The 15,653-nt window shown below is 63.9% G+C and carries 17 protein-coding genes; 8 read left to right on the plus strand and 9 right to left on the minus strand.

Going from position 1 to position 15,653, the window contains the following annotated elements:
• Positions 1-227 precede the first annotated feature (227 nt).
• From ACYG9R_RS15745 to ACYG9R_RS15765, 5 genes are all read right to left on the minus strand, one after another.
• Positions 228-2,516 carry a response regulator gene (locus tag ACYG9R_RS15745; protein WP_023824630.1) on the minus strand — a complete coding sequence of 763 codons (2,289 nt, stop codon included), beginning with the start codon at positions 2,514-2,516 and terminating at the stop codon, positions 228-230.
• A gap of 101 nt (positions 2,517-2,617) precedes the next feature.
• Positions 2,618-3,607, minus strand: coding sequence for an acrylyl-CoA reductase (NADPH) (acuI, locus tag ACYG9R_RS15750; RefSeq protein ID WP_023740833.1), 990 nt, complete (start codon positions 3,605-3,607; stop codon positions 2,618-2,620).
• A 105-nt stretch (positions 3,608-3,712) separates the two neighbouring features.
• Positions 3,713-4,201 carry a signal peptidase II gene (lspA, locus tag ACYG9R_RS15755; RefSeq protein ID WP_023712332.1) on the minus strand — a complete coding sequence of 163 codons (489 nt, stop codon included), beginning with the start codon at positions 4,199-4,201 and terminating at the stop codon, positions 3,713-3,715.
• Positions 4,198-5,055, minus strand: coding sequence for a TrmH family RNA methyltransferase (locus ACYG9R_RS15760; protein ID WP_023683061.1), 858 nt, complete (start codon positions 5,053-5,055; stop codon positions 4,198-4,200). Before ACYG9R_RS15760 ends, lspA begins: the two co-directional genes overlap by 4 nt.
• A 34-nt stretch (positions 5,056-5,089) precedes the next feature.
• Positions 5,090-6,172 carry a class I SAM-dependent rRNA methyltransferase gene (locus tag ACYG9R_RS15765; protein WP_023824629.1) on the minus strand — a complete coding sequence of 361 codons (1,083 nt, stop codon included), beginning with the start codon at positions 6,170-6,172 and terminating at the stop codon, positions 5,090-5,092.
• Positions 6,173-6,299: 127 nt separating this feature from the next.
• Between ACYG9R_RS15765 and ACYG9R_RS15770 the strand changes: the two genes are divergently transcribed.
• The 4 genes from ACYG9R_RS15770 to ACYG9R_RS15785 all read left to right on the plus strand — a co-directional run bounded on the left by ACYG9R_RS15770 (position 6,300) and on the right by ACYG9R_RS15785 (position 8,593).
• Positions 6,300-6,998, plus strand: coding sequence for a helix-turn-helix transcriptional regulator (locus ACYG9R_RS15770; RefSeq protein ID WP_023824628.1), 699 nt, complete (start codon positions 6,300-6,302; stop codon positions 6,996-6,998).
• A gap of 90 nt (positions 6,999-7,088) precedes the next feature.
• Complete coding sequence (locus ACYG9R_RS15775; protein WP_023824627.1) at positions 7,089-7,493, plus strand: VOC family protein; 405 nt, start codon at positions 7,089-7,091, stop codon at positions 7,491-7,493.
• Entirely contained in the window at positions 7,490-7,921 is a 432-nt protein-coding gene (locus ACYG9R_RS15780) for an EVE domain-containing protein (RefSeq protein ID WP_023698201.1), read from the plus strand. Before ACYG9R_RS15775 ends, ACYG9R_RS15780 begins: the two co-directional genes overlap by 4 nt.
• A gap of 96 nt (positions 7,922-8,017) precedes the next feature.
• Positions 8,018-8,593 carry an MFS transporter gene (locus ACYG9R_RS15785; protein WP_023824626.1) on the plus strand — a complete coding sequence of 192 codons (576 nt, stop codon included), beginning with the start codon at positions 8,018-8,020 and terminating at the stop codon, positions 8,591-8,593.
• 188 nt (positions 8,594-8,781) lie between these two features.
• Here the strand turns inward: ACYG9R_RS15785 and lhpI are convergent, their stop codons facing one another.
• From lhpI to sppA, 4 genes are all read right to left on the minus strand, one after another.
• Positions 8,782-9,747 carry a bifunctional Delta(1)-pyrroline-2-carboxylate/Delta(1)-piperideine-2-carboxylate reductase gene (gene lhpI, locus ACYG9R_RS15790; protein ID WP_023669751.1) on the minus strand — a complete coding sequence of 322 codons (966 nt, stop codon included), beginning with the start codon at positions 9,745-9,747 and terminating at the stop codon, positions 8,782-8,784.
• 31 nt (positions 9,748-9,778) lie between these two features.
• Positions 9,779-10,123, minus strand: a complete 345-nt coding sequence (locus tag ACYG9R_RS15795) for a lipopolysaccharide assembly protein LapA domain-containing protein (protein ID WP_023698203.1) — start codon at positions 10,121-10,123, stop codon at positions 9,779-9,781.
• A 52-nt stretch (positions 10,124-10,175) separates the two neighbouring features.
• A complete protein-coding gene (locus tag ACYG9R_RS15800) occupies positions 10,176-10,460 on the minus strand; it encodes an integration host factor subunit beta (protein WP_006200394.1) in 285 nt (94 codons plus the stop codon).
• Positions 10,461-10,540: 80 nt separating this feature from the next.
• Positions 10,541-11,497 (minus strand): signal peptide peptidase SppA, encoded by a 957-nt coding sequence (gene sppA / locus ACYG9R_RS15805; RefSeq protein WP_023686570.1) that lies wholly within the window; start codon positions 11,495-11,497, stop codon positions 10,541-10,543.
• A gap of 296 nt (positions 11,498-11,793) precedes the next feature.
• On the opposite strand from sppA, the gene lptC reads away from it, so the two are divergent.
• The 4 genes from lptC (at position 11,794) to rpoN (ending at position 15,634) form a co-directional block, all read left to right on the plus strand.
• Positions 11,794-12,507, plus strand: a complete 714-nt coding sequence (gene lptC, locus ACYG9R_RS15810; protein ID WP_023669748.1) for an LPS export ABC transporter periplasmic protein LptC — start codon at positions 11,794-11,796, stop codon at positions 12,505-12,507.
• Positions 12,494-13,078, plus strand: a complete 585-nt coding sequence (locus tag ACYG9R_RS15815) for an LptA/OstA family protein (protein ID WP_023683069.1) — start codon at positions 12,494-12,496, stop codon at positions 13,076-13,078. Before lptC ends, ACYG9R_RS15815 begins: the two co-directional genes overlap by 14 nt.
• The gene (lptB, locus tag ACYG9R_RS15820; RefSeq protein ID WP_023669746.1) at positions 13,075-13,893 is read left to right on the plus strand and encodes an LPS export ABC transporter ATP-binding protein; all 819 of its coding nucleotides are present in this window, start codon (positions 13,075-13,077) and stop codon (positions 13,891-13,893) included. The genes ACYG9R_RS15815 and lptB overlap by 4 nt, the downstream gene beginning before the upstream one ends.
• Positions 13,894-14,107: 214 nt before the next feature.
• The gene (gene rpoN / locus ACYG9R_RS15825) at positions 14,108-15,634 is read left to right on the plus strand and encodes an RNA polymerase factor sigma-54 (protein WP_023814706.1); all 1,527 of its coding nucleotides are present in this window, start codon (positions 14,108-14,110) and stop codon (positions 15,632-15,634) included.
• Positions 15,635-15,653 lie beyond the last annotated feature (19 nt).

Consider the following 15,653-nt stretch of genomic DNA (forward strand, 5'->3'; position numbering starts at 1 on the left):
GATACGGTGTAGGTGCAACAGGATTGTGACAGTACCGTGATACGGCGCGACGGGCAATACTTCGTCGGCTGGCGAAAACCCTCATTCGGCTACCTACGTGACGAGAGGATTGCGCCAGCGTCGCCTTGAAGCGCGTCGCGCTGGGACGATTCACGCGACGCGCTTCAAGTCTTTGTTTTGTGCATGTCGTCTTCTCAAAACCGGGGCCACTTTTGAGCGACATGAATTCAGGCGGCCACCTGGCCCTCGACGGCATGGACCAGCGCGTCGGGATCGAGCGGCTTGGTGACAAAGCCGCTGGCGCCATGGGCGAGCACGGTGTGGCGGGTCTTTTCCTGGCTGTCGGCCGAAAGCACCATGATCGGAACCGGCGGCACAGCCATTTCCTCCTCGTGGCGGCGGATGGCGGCGATCGCGTCCAGCCCGTCCATGACCGGCATGTGCAAATCCATCAGCACCACATCGAAGCGATTTTTCAGCCCGGCTTCGGTCACCGCCTCGACCGCGGCCTTGCCATTGCCGACCACTTTCACGCGATGTCCCGCCTTCAAAAGCGTGGCGCGGGCAAGCATGGCGTTGATGTCGTTGTCTTCGGCGATCAGCACCGACAAACCTTGCTGGCGCCCGCCATGGGCACGAAGCGAGGACGCGCCGGTCTTTTCCGGCTTGGGCGGCGGCAAGGCAGAGGCATGACTGGTCAGCAGCATGCGCAGCAGGGTTTCGCCGCGCACCGGCCTCGCCAGGAAGGTGGCGTAGCCGTTGGTGCGGAATTCGCCAAGCATGCCGCGGTCGGTCGGCGCGATCAGCGTGATCGCCTCGCAATCGGCAAAGCCACTCTGGCGCAGGCGCTTGAGCAGTCTGCCGTCGCCGTCCTCCAGGGCCGCGTCGATCAACAGCACATCGCAATGTTCGGCGAAGGGCGTCGCCTGGGAAGCGGTTGCGGCGACCTCGACGGCGCCGCCATGGGCGCGGATGGTGCGGGCGATGGCGTCGGCCTCGACGGCGTTCTTCGACACGATCACGGCGCGCCGGCCGGCCAGGATGTTCTGCCGGTTCTGCGGTGCTTCGGTTGCTCCTGCAGCCGGGATCTCGAAGACGAATTCCGATCCCTCGCCAAGCCGGCTCGACACCGAAATGGCACCGCCCATGGCGGCGACCAGGCGCCTCGATATGGCCAGACCGAGGCCGGCGCCCCCATGGGTGCGGGTCGAGGTGCCGTCGGACTGTTCGAACTCCTCGAAGATGCGCTCCATATCCTCTTCGCGCAGGCCAGGGCCGGTGTCGGCGACGGTGAAGCAGATGCGGTCGCTGGTCTCGGTGCGGGCCCGTGCAACCGAAACCAGCACGCCGCCGGTGTCGGTGAACTTGATCGCATTGCCGATCAGGTTGAGCAGCACCTGCCTGACTCTTCCCGGATCGGCCATGATCATCTGTGGCACGTCGGGCTCGACATGACAGCCGAGGCCGATGTTCTTGGCGAAGGCTTTCGCCGCCATCAGTTCGATGATGTTGTCGGCGATTTCGCGCAGCGATGTCGGCTGCGGCTCCGGGTCGAAACGGCCGGCCTCGATCTTGGAATAGTCGAGCAAATCCTCGATGAGCGCCAAAAGGGCGCTGGCCGAGGTCGAGACAGCGCCGACATAGGTGCGCTGCTCGGGCGACAGATTGGTGTCAGCCAGAAGCTTGGCCATGCCCATGATGCCGTTCATCGGCGTGCGGATCTCATGGCTGACGGTGGCGAGGAAGCGCGACTTGGCCTGGCTGGCATATTCGGCGCGCTCACGCGCGGTGATCAACGAGGATTCGGCGCGCTTGCGGGCGGTGATGTCACGGGCAATCGCCCGGTGCGAGACGGCGCCGCTATCCTTGTCGCGCACCGACAGTTCGATCCACGAGAACCAGCGCGGACCGTTCGGGGTACGTATGGAGACGTCGGTGGAACTCAGGCATTCATGATCGGAAAAGGCGGCGTCGGGAACGATACCGACATCGATGCCGAGGTCGGCCAGAGTCCTGCCGGCAAGGTCGCGCTGATCGGTTCCGACGAGGCCGGCGAAAACCATGTTCGCATAGACGATGTGGCCGTCGCGGTCGCGGTGGACGACGAGATCGCCGAGCGCATCGATCAGCCCGCGAAAACGCTCCTCGCTCTCCTGCATCTCCCACATGCGGTCGGCCAGCGTCTCGATCTCGGCGCGGCTGCGGGCGGCGGTTTCGTCGAGCAAGGCCGTCGCGCGGTGGACGGTGCGGCGGTTGCGCAGGTGCATGGCGACGCCGGCAAGGCCGGTCGCCAGCAGACCGAACGTGATGAAGATCGGCGCGCCGGTGAGGTGAGACAGGCCCGCCAGCACGACGCTGGCGACGACCGTCAGGAACAGCAGGCCCTCGTGCGTGGCGCGCGGAAAATCCGGCGCCAGCGGCGGCGCAGCAACATGCTGCCGCTTGGGCGTCGCCGGGTTCGGCCCGTCGATGCTTTCGGCGTGGCTCTTCTCTTTCCTGGCGGACTCCGCGATCATGCGGAAATCCTTGCCAGATAGAGATTATGGAAAAGCGCGGCGGATCGTTCGAATTTTAGCGGTCATGCATTTTTGCCGCCCGTTCTGGCGGCTTCGGGGCCTCACATATCCACGACCATGCGCCCCCTGATCTTGCCCTCGACGATGTCGTGGGCGGCGGCGATGATGTCGTCGAAGCCGATGGTCGTCGACAGGCCGGCGAGCTTTTGCAGATCGAGATCGCTGCCGATGCGGCGCCAGGCTTCGAGGCGCACGGCCTTGGGCGCCATCACCGAATCGATGCCGAGCAGCGAGACGCCGCGCAGGATGAACGGGGCGACGCTCGACGGCAGATCCATGCCACCCGCCAGGCCGCAGGCGGCGACCGCGCCGCCATAGGCGGTCATCGACAGCACATTGGCCAGCGTGTGGCTGCCGACGGCATCGATGCCGCCGGCCCAGCGCTCCTTGGCCAGCGGCTTGGCCGGCTGGGAGAGTTCCTCGCGCGAAATCACTTCGGCGGCACCGAGGTCGATCAGATAGGAGCTTTCGGCGTTGCGGCCGGTCGAGGCGATGACGTGATAGCCAAGGCTGGACAGGATCGAGACCGCGACCGACCCAACGCCGCCGGCTGCACCCGTCACCACCACCGGGCCGCGATCCGGCAGGATGCCGTGCCGCTCCAGCGCCATGACGCTGAGCATGGCCGTATAGCCGGCGGTGCCGACCGCCATCGCATCGTGCGCGCTGATGCCGTCGGGCAACGGCACCAGCCAGTCGCCGTTGACGCGGGCGCGCCCGGCATAGGCGCCGAAATGCGTCTCGCCGACGCCCCAGCCATTGAGGATGACCTTGTCGCCCTTGCGCCAGTCGGCATGCGATGAGGAGAGGACGGTTCCGGCGAAATCGATGCCCGGCACCAGCGGCCAGCGGCGGATCACTGGCGCTTTCCCAGTGATGGCCAGCCCGTCCTTGTAGTTGACCGTCGTCGCCTCGACCGCGACGGTTACGTCGCCTTCCATCAGATCGGCTTCGCCGAAATCGACGACCTCCACCGACTGTTTCTTTTCGGCGTCGCGCGAAACGAGGATGGCTTTGAAGGTTTCAGGCATCTCTTCTCCTCGGCTTCGCAAAGGCTGGCGGTCGGCATTGGCTGGCTCTGGCCGAACTGTGCGGCGACCGTCCGGCGAGGTCAATTGGTCAAAAGAGTCGGGCCGTCAGGCTTCTGGGCCTTGCGGCTTGGCCTCGCGCCGCCAGCCTATGAACTCGTCGAAGACGACCAGCGCCGCGCCGACCGAAATGAAGGCATCGGCGAGGTTGAAGACGGCGAAGGACCATACCGGCGTGTGGAACAATATATAGTCGATGACGTGGCCGTAGACGGCGCGGTCGATCAGATTGCCGATCGCACCGCCGATGATCAATGCAAAGCCGATGCGGGCCAGCACATGGCCGGCGGGGGTGCGCGTTGCGAGGTAAAGCACAAAGGCAACGACCACGACCGCGATGACGACCAGGCCGGTGTCGCCGAAGGACGAGAACATCGAGAAGGCGATGCCGGTATTGTAGGTGCGAAACAGCGCCAGGAATGGCACCATGTCGAGCTTTTCCTGGAAGCCGAGGCCGGTCTCGATCAGATGCTTTATCCACTGGTCGAGCGCGATTGCCACCACCACCAGCAGCGCATAGGGAGACCATGATTTCACGATGTGGCGTCCTCGGGGGCAAGTTTCAGCGCTCCGCGCCGAATCTCGAACAGCATGATTCCGGTGGCGACCGCCAAATTGAGTGAATCGGCGCGGCCGGCCTGCGGAATCCGCAGCAGCCGGTCGCAGCTTTCCGCCAGATTGTCGGGCAGGCCCTGCTGCTCATTGCCCATCATCAAGAGCACCGGTCCTCGGGAGAAATCGACCGAGCGGTAGTCGACCGCACCCTTCAGGTGGGTGCCGACCACCAGGCCCGAGAAGCTGTTTCGCCAAGCCAGAAATGCTTCCGGCGTCGCCTTGGTCACCGGCACGGCGAAGATCGAGCCCATGGTGGCGCGCACGGTCTCGACAGAAAAAGGATCGGTAGTCTCGCCGACCAGGATGACGCCCTTGGCGCCGACGGCATCGACGGTGCGGATGACGGTGCCGAGATTGCCGGGATCGCGCACCCGGTCGAGCGCCACCCAGACGTCGCCGTCGTGAGCGCGGATGTCTCTTAGCGGCAGCAGTTTTTGCCGGAAGACGCCGACCACCATTTGCGGATTGTCGCGGCGAGTGATGGCGACCAGCACTTTTTCGGACACTTCCAGCACGGTGCCGCCGGCGGCAACCGTGCGCGCCGCCACCTTTTCGACCGCCGCATTGCCGCGTCCGGCCTTGGCGAAAACCAGCGTCCTGATCGACCAGCCGAGGTCGAGGGCGTCGATGACCAGCTTCAGCCCTTCGGCCATGAAGGCGTTCTGCTGGTCGCGGAATTTCTTCTGGGCGAGCGCCTTGATGTCCTTGATCAGCGGATTGGCAAGGCTGGTGACTTCCTTGACCTGCCCGGGCGCACCTGCGTGCCGCTCATTCATTCGGGACTCCCGGGCATTCAGGTCTCCCGGGCATTCAGGCCACCCAGCGCGAAAACAGCGATGTCGACAGCGCCCGGCCGGCGGATTGCTCGCGGATGATCAGTTCGCCTGATTCAACCGTGCCGCCCATGCCGGCAAAGGTGTCGCGCATCAAGGCATGGATGGCGAAGAAGGAGGCGCGGATGGAATAGGCGGTCAGCACCACGGCGAGCGGTTTCGGCGTCAGAATCGCGCGGCAAAGATCGGTCAGGCCGGGCAGGTCCTCGAACAACTGCCAGACCTCGCCCTTGGGGCCGCGGCCATAGGCGGGCGGGTCGAACAGGATGATGTCGTAGCGGCTGCCGCGGCGCTCTTCGCGCTCGGCGAATTTCACTGCATCGTCAACGATCCAGCGGATCGGCTTGCTGCCGAGACCGGCCATTTCCTGGTTTTCGCGCGCCCAGCCGACCGCCTTCTTGGAGGCATCGACATGGGTGACCTCGGCGCCGGCACGGGCGGCTACGAGAGATGCGAGCCCGGTATAGCCGAACAGGTTCAGCACCTTGACCGGGCGCTTGGCCGCCGCGATCAGGCTGGCCATATGGTCCCAGTGCGAAGCCTGCTCGGGGAAGACGCCGACATGGCGAAACGAGGTGAAGCGGCCGAGATAGTCGATGCCGTCATGCTTCATCGGCCAGGTCTCGCCCAGCGGTACCTTCGGGAACCGCCAGCGGCCGATGCCTTCCTCGTCGGTGTCGCCGGTGAAGATGGCGTCGGCTCGGTCCCAGTCCCTGGCGGGCAAGGCCTTTTGCCAGATCGCCTGTCCCTCGGGCCGCACGATGCGGTAGGGGCCGTATTGTTCGAGCTTCTCGCCGGCGCCGCTGTCGAGCAGTGCATAATCCTGATTGGCCGCCACTTCGAGGATCACCGGCAGGCACTCAGTGGGCAGGATGCCTTCGCGACGCGCCAGGATACGGGGGGCGGGCTTCGGATCAGACCGGTCGTCCGGTTTTGTTTCGTGGCGTTGCTGTCTGGCTTCGGGTCGGACTGGTACGGTGCCCGGCAGCGGCCGCGCCTGTTCGGTCCTGCCCTTTGCGGGCGGACGGTTGTCGCGGCGTTTGTCGCGAAAGGACTTCAAGCAGGAGCGTCTCCGGAGGCGGCAGGCCGCTTTTGACATAGGGTCACCGGCTGCGCAAACAAAATGGTCGAGCGTGCGAATGTCTGAGGTGGTGGACCTCGCTGAGGAAACAGGCAAATCTCGAATCATGTCCCGTTCCGAACGCCTGCTCGACCTGATCCAGATCCTGCGCCGGCATCGCCGGCCGGTGAGCGGTCGCACGCTTGCCGGCGAGATGGACGTTTCGATCCGAACGCTCTACCGCGACATTGCCACGCTGCAGGGGCAAGGCGCGCCGATCGAGGGCGAGGCTGGGCTGGGCTATGTGCTGAAACCCGGCTTCATGCTGCCGCCACTGATGTTCACCGACGAGGAGATCGAGGCCATCGTTCTGGGATCGCGTTGGGTTGCCAGACAACCGGACAAGCGGCTGTCGGCCGCCGCCACCGACGCGCTGGCCAAGATCGCCGCTGTGCTGCCGGATGATCTGCGCGAGGACCTCGATGCGACCGCGCTTTTGGTCGGGCCGCACGGCGATGCTGTCGAAAGCATCGACCTTGGCCTGATGCGCCAGGCGATCCGCAACGAGAGAAAACTCGGCTTTCTTTACCGCGATGCCGGCGGCGCCGCCTCCGAGCGCTTGATCTGGCCATTCGCGCTCGGCTTTTTCGACAAGGTGCGGGTGGTGGTGGCCTGGTGCGAGACGCGGCAGGATTTCAGACATTTTCGCGCCGACCGGATGTCGGGGCTCAACACCACGGATATCCGCTATCCGCGTCGTCGGCAGGCGCTGCTGAAGGAATGGCGCGCGACGCTGGACGCACCGGAGCGCCAGCCTGGCGCTTAATGCTCCTTTCCACGCGCCCACAAGACGCTGCTGCCAGAATCTGACAGTGGGGTCACCTATGCTCCTCCAATCGAAACCTGGAGAGCAGACATGAACACCCCTAATTTCGTCATCCTTTATGTCGACAGCCCGGAGCGGAGCGGCGCCTTCTACGGTGCGCTGCTGGGACGCCAGCCGGTGGAGACGTCGCCGACCTTCGTGCTGTTCGTGCTCGACAATGGCTTCAAGCTCGGCCTGTGGTCGCGCCACACGGTGGAGCCGTCGGCCGCGGGCGGCGGTGCGGAGCTCGTCTTCGCGTTGGACCGGCCTGATGCGGTGGACGCCGCCTACACGGACTGGGCAGGACGCGGCTTGACCGTTCTGCAGACGCCGACCGACATGGACTTCGGCCGCACCTTCGTTGCGCTCGATCCCGACAAGCACCGGCTGCGCGTCTACTGGCTGAACGACGGAGAACAGGCCAATGGGGAACAGGCCAATGGAGAACAGAAATGAGTGCGCACTGGATCGCGGTCGCTTCCGCCGAACATGTCCGGCGCGGCCGCGAGGCCGGCTTCATGCAGGTCAACCACGGCAAGGCGGCACCTTTGCGCCGCATCAAGCCCGGCGACGGCATCATCTACTACTCGCCGACCACAATTCTGCGCGAGAAGGACGGCCTGCAGGCCTTCACGGCAATCGGCACCGTGCGCGAAGGCGAGCCTTACCAGGGCGACATGGGCGGTGGCTTCACGCCGTTCCGCAGGGATGTCGAATGGGCCAAGGCCGAGGAGGCGCCGATCAAGCCGCTGCTCGAGCAGCTCGACTTCACCGCGGGCAAATCGAACTGGGGTTATCAACTGCGCTTTGGGCTGTTCGAAATTACGGCGCATGATTTCGCGCTGATCGCCGAGGCGATGGGCGCTGCCATGAAGGCCGACTGACCGGCCATTCCTACCATGGTAGCGGCAGCTTCCGAGACATTCGAGATGCTCTGCCGTTGCCCCAAAGCGGCGGATCGCCGGGAACTTTAGCCGACGTTGCCTGAACGCGCGCCGGCAGGCGCGCTGCTCCGATTTATCAGCGCCGCACCCATTCTGGTTCTGATCGAATTGGCCTTCGGCTTTGCCGATATTGCTGCGATTTCAGGCATGGCGGTCTACTTCGTTCGCGTCGGCCACTCCGAAGCTTTCGCAGCATACGCCATTACCGTGCTGTCACTTCCCACCGCGTTTGCCCAGCCTCTGGTCGGATGGTTGCTGGACAAGACATCGCGTGCCGGTGTGACGATCTGCTGCGGCCTTTTAGGAGCGGTCGCGTTCCTGGCAATCCCGTTTTTGCAATCCGAGGCCGCTATCCTGGTGGTGTTCGCTATAATCGGCGTTGCAACATTCGCCTTGAGCACTTGTGCCCTCACAATCTTGGGCGAGCGCTTCGAGGGCGGGATGTTAGTAGCCGGAACTGCTAGCTTTTCTTTGGCCTACTCCATAGGCAGCGTTATGGGATCGACTGGAACCGGGTCACTCATGGACTGGATTTCGCCAAGAGCCGTACCAATAAGCGTTGGCTTGGGTCTCCTCGCTTTCACAATTCTAGTTTCTTTCAAACGCCCGTAGATTTGTCGGTCACCACTGACGTACGCGAAGCGGCGATTTGGCCCGAAAGCCGCCGTTCCGCTTCCCCACGCTTCTCAGTCGCTTGGTCTTCTACGCCTAATGTTTGGATGGGACCAAGGCGCGGGCAGCGCGGAGGCGGTCAGGAAGTTTGGCCTCAGGAACGGCGCCGGCGCCGGTGCAGGCAGACGCTACTGCTTGAGCGCGTTGTAGACGGCAATGCCGGTGGCAAGGTCTTCGAGGGCGGCGCCGACCGACTTGAACAGCGTGACCTCAGTGGGGCTCTGCCGGCCCTGTTTTTCCCCGCGCGCCAGCTCATGCAGATCGGCGACGATGGCTTCCGGCTTCAGCACGCCGGAGGCGAGCGGCTGGACGATGTCGCCGGCTTCCTTGGTGGCGCCGGCGCGGGTGTCGACATAGACGCGGGCGCGCGCGATCGCGTCGTCGTCGCTCTCGCGCATGGTCGGCGTGAAGCCGCCGACCAGATCGACATGCGCGCCCCGCTTGAGCAGCGCACCCTTGACCAGCGGCGTCGTCGTGATCGTCGCCGATGAGACGATGTCGGCCTCGGCGAGTTCGGCGTCGAGATCGCTTGCGGCCTCGGCGTTGAAACCGTCCGCGCGCAAATCAGCCGCGACCTTTTCGGCATTGGCGGGCGTGCGGTTCCAGATGCGGATGGTCTTGATCGGCCGCACCGCGGAGTGCGCCTTGGCGAGGAACGGCGACAGCGCGCCGGCGCCGACCACCAGAAGCCGCGATGCGTCCTCGCGGGCGAGATAGGAGACGGCCAGCGCCGAGGCGCAAGCGGTGCGCCACTGTGTCAGCCGTTGGCCGTCGATCAGCGCTTCGGGCTCACCGGTGGCGCCGTTGAGCAGGAGATAGAGCCCCATCACCGCCGGTTTGCCGATGGCGTTGTTGTCGGGCGATACGGTGACGATCTTGACGCCGATATGACCGCCGACCGACGTGCCGGCCGCATGGAAGTCGGTCCACGCCGGCATCAACAGCAGCGTGGAAGTGGCACCGTCGGGCCGTTCGACTCCGTGATGATGGCGGACGGGTTGCACAGCACCCTCGCGGAAGGCCGCGCGCAATGTCTCGACCAGCCCGGGAAAGGTCAGCGCCTGGTCGACAGCGTCGGCCGAAATGGTCAGCATGCAAAACTCCGCGAAGATAAAAGCGCCCGCTTCAGGCCGTTGGCTTCGGCAGCGCCGGCCCCTGGCCCGAGCCTTGCGGTGCGGCGGGTACCCGGCTGACCGCCTGGCGCAAATTCTCGGCCTCGACGCCGCGCTGGCGCGCCAGCTTGCGGTAGCGGCCCTGCTTGACCCAGGTCGCCAGGCTGCCGACGACCATGCCGATGGCGAGCGCCACGAACAGGAAGATGAACAGCGGCAAGGTCAGCGTCAGTTTCGGATTGCCGGGGTTGAACGGGTCGAGCGTGAAGGCGACCAGCTCGCGGTTGGCGACGGCCAGCGCAATCAGGATGACGGCGAGCGGCACGAAGACCACGATAAGTATGAAGCGGTTCAACATAGAAATTCCCTGGAGAAGGCAGGCCTTGATAAGGTCGGCGCGTGGTCCGTGCCTACTTGCCGCCATTCAGCCTTTCACGCAATTCCTTGCCGGTCTTGAAGAACGGCACCCACTTCTCCTCGACCTCGACGGATTCGCCGGTGCGCGGGTTGCGGCCGGTGCGGGCAGGGCGATTTTTCACCGAAAAAGCGCCGAAGCCGCGCAATTCGACCCGGTTGCCTTCCGCCAGGGCATCGGTGATCTCGTCGAAGATCGCTCCCACGATGTTTTCGACGTCGCGCAGGAAAAGATGCGGGTTGCGCGTGGCAATGATCTGCACAAGCTCGGATTTGATCATCAGAAAGGTCCCCGTGAAAGCGCTGCGGTCAAATTATCAGGATGATTTTATTTGCTTTTTTACTCGCCCCAACCGGCAGATCAAGGGTGCCAGACGGAAACGAGACCGTCAAGAAACAAGCGATCCGCGCCAATTTCGTGAAGCACGTCGCTGCCGGCCTCCGACAGGCCGAGCGCGCTGCCGACGCTGCGCGCTATTGCTTTCGAGAACAGGAAGCCGCCACGCCGCTCGGTGTCCTTCCATTCCACCACCTTGAGCTTGGCGTCGACACCCTTGGTCGCCAGCCAGTCGATCGCCACGCTCTCGCCGCCGACAGCGTCGATCAGACCGTTGGCAAGGCCCTGGCGGCCGGTGAAGATCGAGCCGTCGGCAAGGGCCAGTGCCTGATCGCGGGTCATTTTGCGGCGCTCGGCGACGATGCCGACGAACCAGTCATAGCTGTCGAGGATGAGCTTGCGGACCATGGCTCGCTCGTCTTCATTGGTCGGCTTGAAGGGCGAGGGCGATGCCTTCAGCGGCGAGGATTTCACTTCCTCGAGCTTGATGCCGACCTTGTCCATCAGACCGCTGACATCGGGATACTGGATGAGCACACCGATCGAGCCGACGATCGACGTCTTGCGGGCAACGATATGGTCGCTGGCACTGGCGATCATGTAGCCGGCCGATGCGGCCAGCGTGCCGACCTCGGCCACCACCGGCTTGTCGGCGGCAAGCTTGCGCACCTCCTCGTAGATCGATTCGCCGCCGACCGTGGTGCCGCCGGGCGAATCGATCGCCAGGATGACGCCCTTGACCTGCGGGGATGTGCGGATGGTTTCCAGCCGCTTGATCAGTTCCTCGTCCTCGGTGATGGTGCCTTCGATCCTGACCTTGGCGATGTGGTCGACGGAAGAACCGCCGAGGTCGCCCCCATAGAACCAGCTTGCAAGCGCAATCACCCCAAGGGCCACGATGGCAATGGCGGCGCCGCGCCAGAAGGTCAGCTTGCGCCGCAAACGGCGGCGGTCGATCAGGTCGTCGGCTCTCAGTGCCATGGTCTGCCTCACAGTCGGTGGGAAGCGATGCTTTTAAAGCAAGCGTCCGCGCCCGGCTACCTCTTCCTCAAGAGCCTGCGACGAAGCGACCTTCACGACGGAGGCATTTCAGGAAAAAATGACGCGGCGCGTTCGTTTCTGCTATGAAGCGACGAAATTTGTGTCGCCTGAGTTCCGTCTGTAAAACAGCGGCCGTCACATTTTTGCGGTTTTCCTCCGCTTGTGCTTGCTTGCGGGGGCCGGCAACCCACCTATAGCAGGTGTTTTGGCGGACAAGGGTTTATTAGAAGTCAGTCATGCTTGCGCGATCGAACGAACCGACCAATGCCGATGCGGCCTTGGCGCCCACGGCGCCAGCGGGCACGCGCGGCGACGCCTTCGACCGCGCCCAGCGCCACTCGCGCCGCGTGCGCGTGCTTAAGTTTGCCGTGCCGGTGCTTGCCGCCGGGATCGCGGTTGCGTTTCCGGTCTATTCCTATCTGGCGGCGCCGATCAACATTTCGATACAGGCAGACGGCACCGCTTTCGCGGATGGCAAGCTGGTGATGGCCAATCCGAAGCTCAACGGCTTCACCAAGGACAAGCTGCCCTATTCGCTGACGGCCTTGCGCGCCATCCAGGATGTCGGCAAGCAGGACATCATCGAACTCGAAGGCATCCATGCCAAATTGCCGCTGACGGCCGACAATGTGGCGACCGTCGACGCCAAGCGCGGGATCTACAACAGAAACGCCAACACGATGGACATGACCAGCGACGTTACCGTCACCACCACCGACGGCGTCGCTGCCATCTTCAAATCGGTCTTCCTCGATATGGGCAAAGGCTCTATGAAGACAGGTGATGCGGTCGATGTCAGCCGTAACGGCTCGCGGATCACCGCGGGTTCAATGTCGGTCGAAGACAATGGCAAGGTCATCGTTTTCGAGAACAAGGTAAGCGTTCACATCGATCCGGCCACTATGAAGGCGGCAGAGGCAAAGAGCGGAGAAACGAATGCGTCCCAGTAATTCGGCACGGCTTGTCGCCGCAGCTTCGGCCTTGCTGTTGCTGGGTATGGCGCCGTCCTGGGCTCAGTCCAGCGCCAGCAGCCAGTCCGGGCTCAAACTGTCGGGCGACCAGCCGATCCAGATCGAGAGCGACAAACTTGAGGTCCGCCAGGCCGACAGCATGGCGCTGTTCAGCGGCAACGTCACCGTCACGCAAGGGCCAACGCTGCTCAAGGCCGGCAGCATGGAGGTCTACTACGTCAAGGACCCCAACGCCGCCAAAGGTGCTGCCGCCGGCGCTTCGGCGATGACCGGTTCGGCCAATATCGACCATCTGGTGGTCAAGAACAAAGTCTACATCAAGTCGAATGACCAGATCGCCACCGGCGACAACGCCACGTTCGACATGAAGACGCAGGTGCTTGTTCTGTCGGGCAAGGAGGTCGTCTTGTCCCAAGGACCCAACGTCCTCAAGGGCTGCAAGCTCACCGTGCAGATGAAAAGCGGCCTGGCTCAGGTCGATGGCTGCGGCGGGCGCGTCATCATGTCGATGACGCCGCCACCGAAATCCGAGGCCCCGAAGCCCGAATGACTGGCGTATCTTCGCTGCTGACCCGCCTTCCGGGACGGGCGGCCAGTAAACTTGCAGCACCGGCCACAGTCACCGTTGATTCCTCGAAGTTCAAGGGCACCCTGATCGCCAAGGGTCTGACCAAGAGCTACAAGGGCCGCAAGGTGGTCAGCGGTGTCACCATCGGCGTGCGCGCCGGCGAGGCTGTCGGGCTGCTCGGGCCGAACGGCGCCGGCAAGACCACCTGTTTCTACATGGTCACCGGCTTGGTGCCGGTCGATGAGGGCACGATCGAGATCGACGGTTTCGACGTCACCTCGATGCCGATGTACCGCCGCGCCCGCCTCGGCATCGGCTATTTGCCGCAGGAAGCCTCGATCTTCCGCGGCCTGAATGTCGAGCAGAACATCCGCGCCGTGCTCGAAGTGGTTGAGAAGGACCGCAAGGTGCGCGAGCGCAATCTCGACGAACTGCTCGAGGAATTTCACATCAGCCATCTGCGGAAGTCGCCGTCCATGTCGCTGTCGGGTGGCGAGCGGCGGCGTCTTGAGATCGCCCGAGCTTTGGCGACGCGCCCGGCCTACATGCTGCTCGACGAGCCGTTCGCCGGCATCGACCCGATTGCCGTCGCCGACATCCAGCAGCTGGTTCGTCATCTAACGGCGCGCGGCATCGGCGTGCTGATTACCGACCACAATGTGCGCGAAACGCTCGGCCTCATCGACCGCGCCTACATCATCCATGCCGGCCAGGTGCTGACTCATGGCCGTGCCGACGAGGTGGTGGCGAACCCCGATGTGCGCCGGCTCTACCTCGGCGAAGGTTTCACGCTCTGAGCGTGAAATTTGTTTCCTGACGTGATTTTTGCCGCCCCGCCGGGCTTTTTTCTCCGATTTTGCGTGAGATAATGCTTCGGTAGGGGCCTTTTGCCATCGTTCGCCTTGACAAGCAAAAGCCGGGCCAGTTTCTATGGAAGGTCGGAAAAATTCATTTTCCGGCAGCTTCTGATGTGTAGGCTTCCGGGTGCAGAAGGGCGTTTGAAACCGAACCATGGCGTTGGCGGCGAAACTACAGCTACGACAATCCCAGTCGCTGGTGATGACGCCGCAGCTGATGCAGTCGATCAGGCTGTTGCAGCTCACCCATGTCGAGCTCGACCACTTCATCGACGACGAGATCGAGCGCAATCCGCTGCTGGAGCGCGCCGAGCCCCAGGATGACGCCGCAAGCGACCAGGTGCAGAAGGGCGATGCCGCGCCTGAGCCTGCCGCCGATGGCGACTGGTTCGAAAACGAGACGGCGTGGAGCGCCGAAGCGATCTCCGACAAGCTCGACAGCTCGCTGGAAAATCTGTTCCCCGACGATCCCGGCACCAGCGAGCGGCTCGGTCCGGACCTGACGGCGCAGTGGAAGTCGGCCACCGGCAATAGTTCGTCCGGTTCTTCCGAAGGCTTCGACGTCGGCGACATGGCCGCCGCGGCGATCACGCTGCGCCAGCACGTCGGCGAGCAGATCGCGCTTGCCTTTGCCGATCCGGCCGCAAGGCTGATCGCAGCCGAACTGGCCGACGGCCTGGACGAGGCCGGCTATCTGCGCGCCGATCCCGCCGAGATCGCCAAACGGCTCGGCGCCGATCAGGCGACGGTGGCCAATGTGCTGGCAGCCTGCCACACATTCGAGCCGGTCGGCCTGTTTGCGCGCGACCTTGCCGAATGCCTGTCGCTGCAGCTTGCCATGCGCGATCGTCTCGATCCGGCGATGAAGACGCTGATCGGCAACCTCGAACTCTTGGCGCGGCGCGATTTCCAGACGCTTAAGCGGCTTTGCGGGGTCGACGAGGAGGATCTCCTCGACATGCTGGCCGAAATCCGCGCGCTCGACCCGCGCCCGGGCATGGCGTTTTCGGGCGGCGCCAGCGACGCCATCGTCGCCGATGTCGAAGTCCGCGCCGCCAATGACGGTAGCTGGACGGTCGAGCTCAATGCCGAGACGCTGCCGCGCGTGCTTGTCGATCACATCTATTTCGCCCAGGTCTCGCCGCATGCGAAGAATCAGGCGGAGAAGGATTTCCTGGCCGAATGCCTGCAGAATGCCAACTGGCTGACGCGCAGTCTCGACCAGCGGGCAAAGACGATCCTGAAAGTGGCGTCGGAAATCGTGCGCCAGCAGGACGCTTTTCTCGTCCATGGCGTGCGCCAGCTCAGGCCGCTCAACCTGCGCACGGTGGCCGATGCCATCGGCATGCATGAATCGACCGTCAGCCGGGTGACGGCCAACAAATACATGCTGACTCCGCGTGGCGTGTTCGAGCTGCGTTATTTCTTCACGGCTTCGATCGCGGCGTCGGGCGGCGGTGATGCGCATTCCTCGGAAGCGGTGCGCGACCGCATCAAGCAGCTGATCGACGAGGAAAAGCCCGCCGATGTGCTGTCCGACGACGCAATCGTCGATATGTTGAAGGAAAGCGGCGTCGATATTGCCCGGCGCACGGTGGCCAAGTACCGGGAGGGTATGAATATTCCCTCGTCGGTGCAGCGGCGGCGTGAAAAGCGCGCTCTGGCGAGCGCGGGGCGCTAGGTCTGCTTGCCCGGCAAGG

This window comes from Mesorhizobium sp. RSR565B, assembly GCF_054719465.1.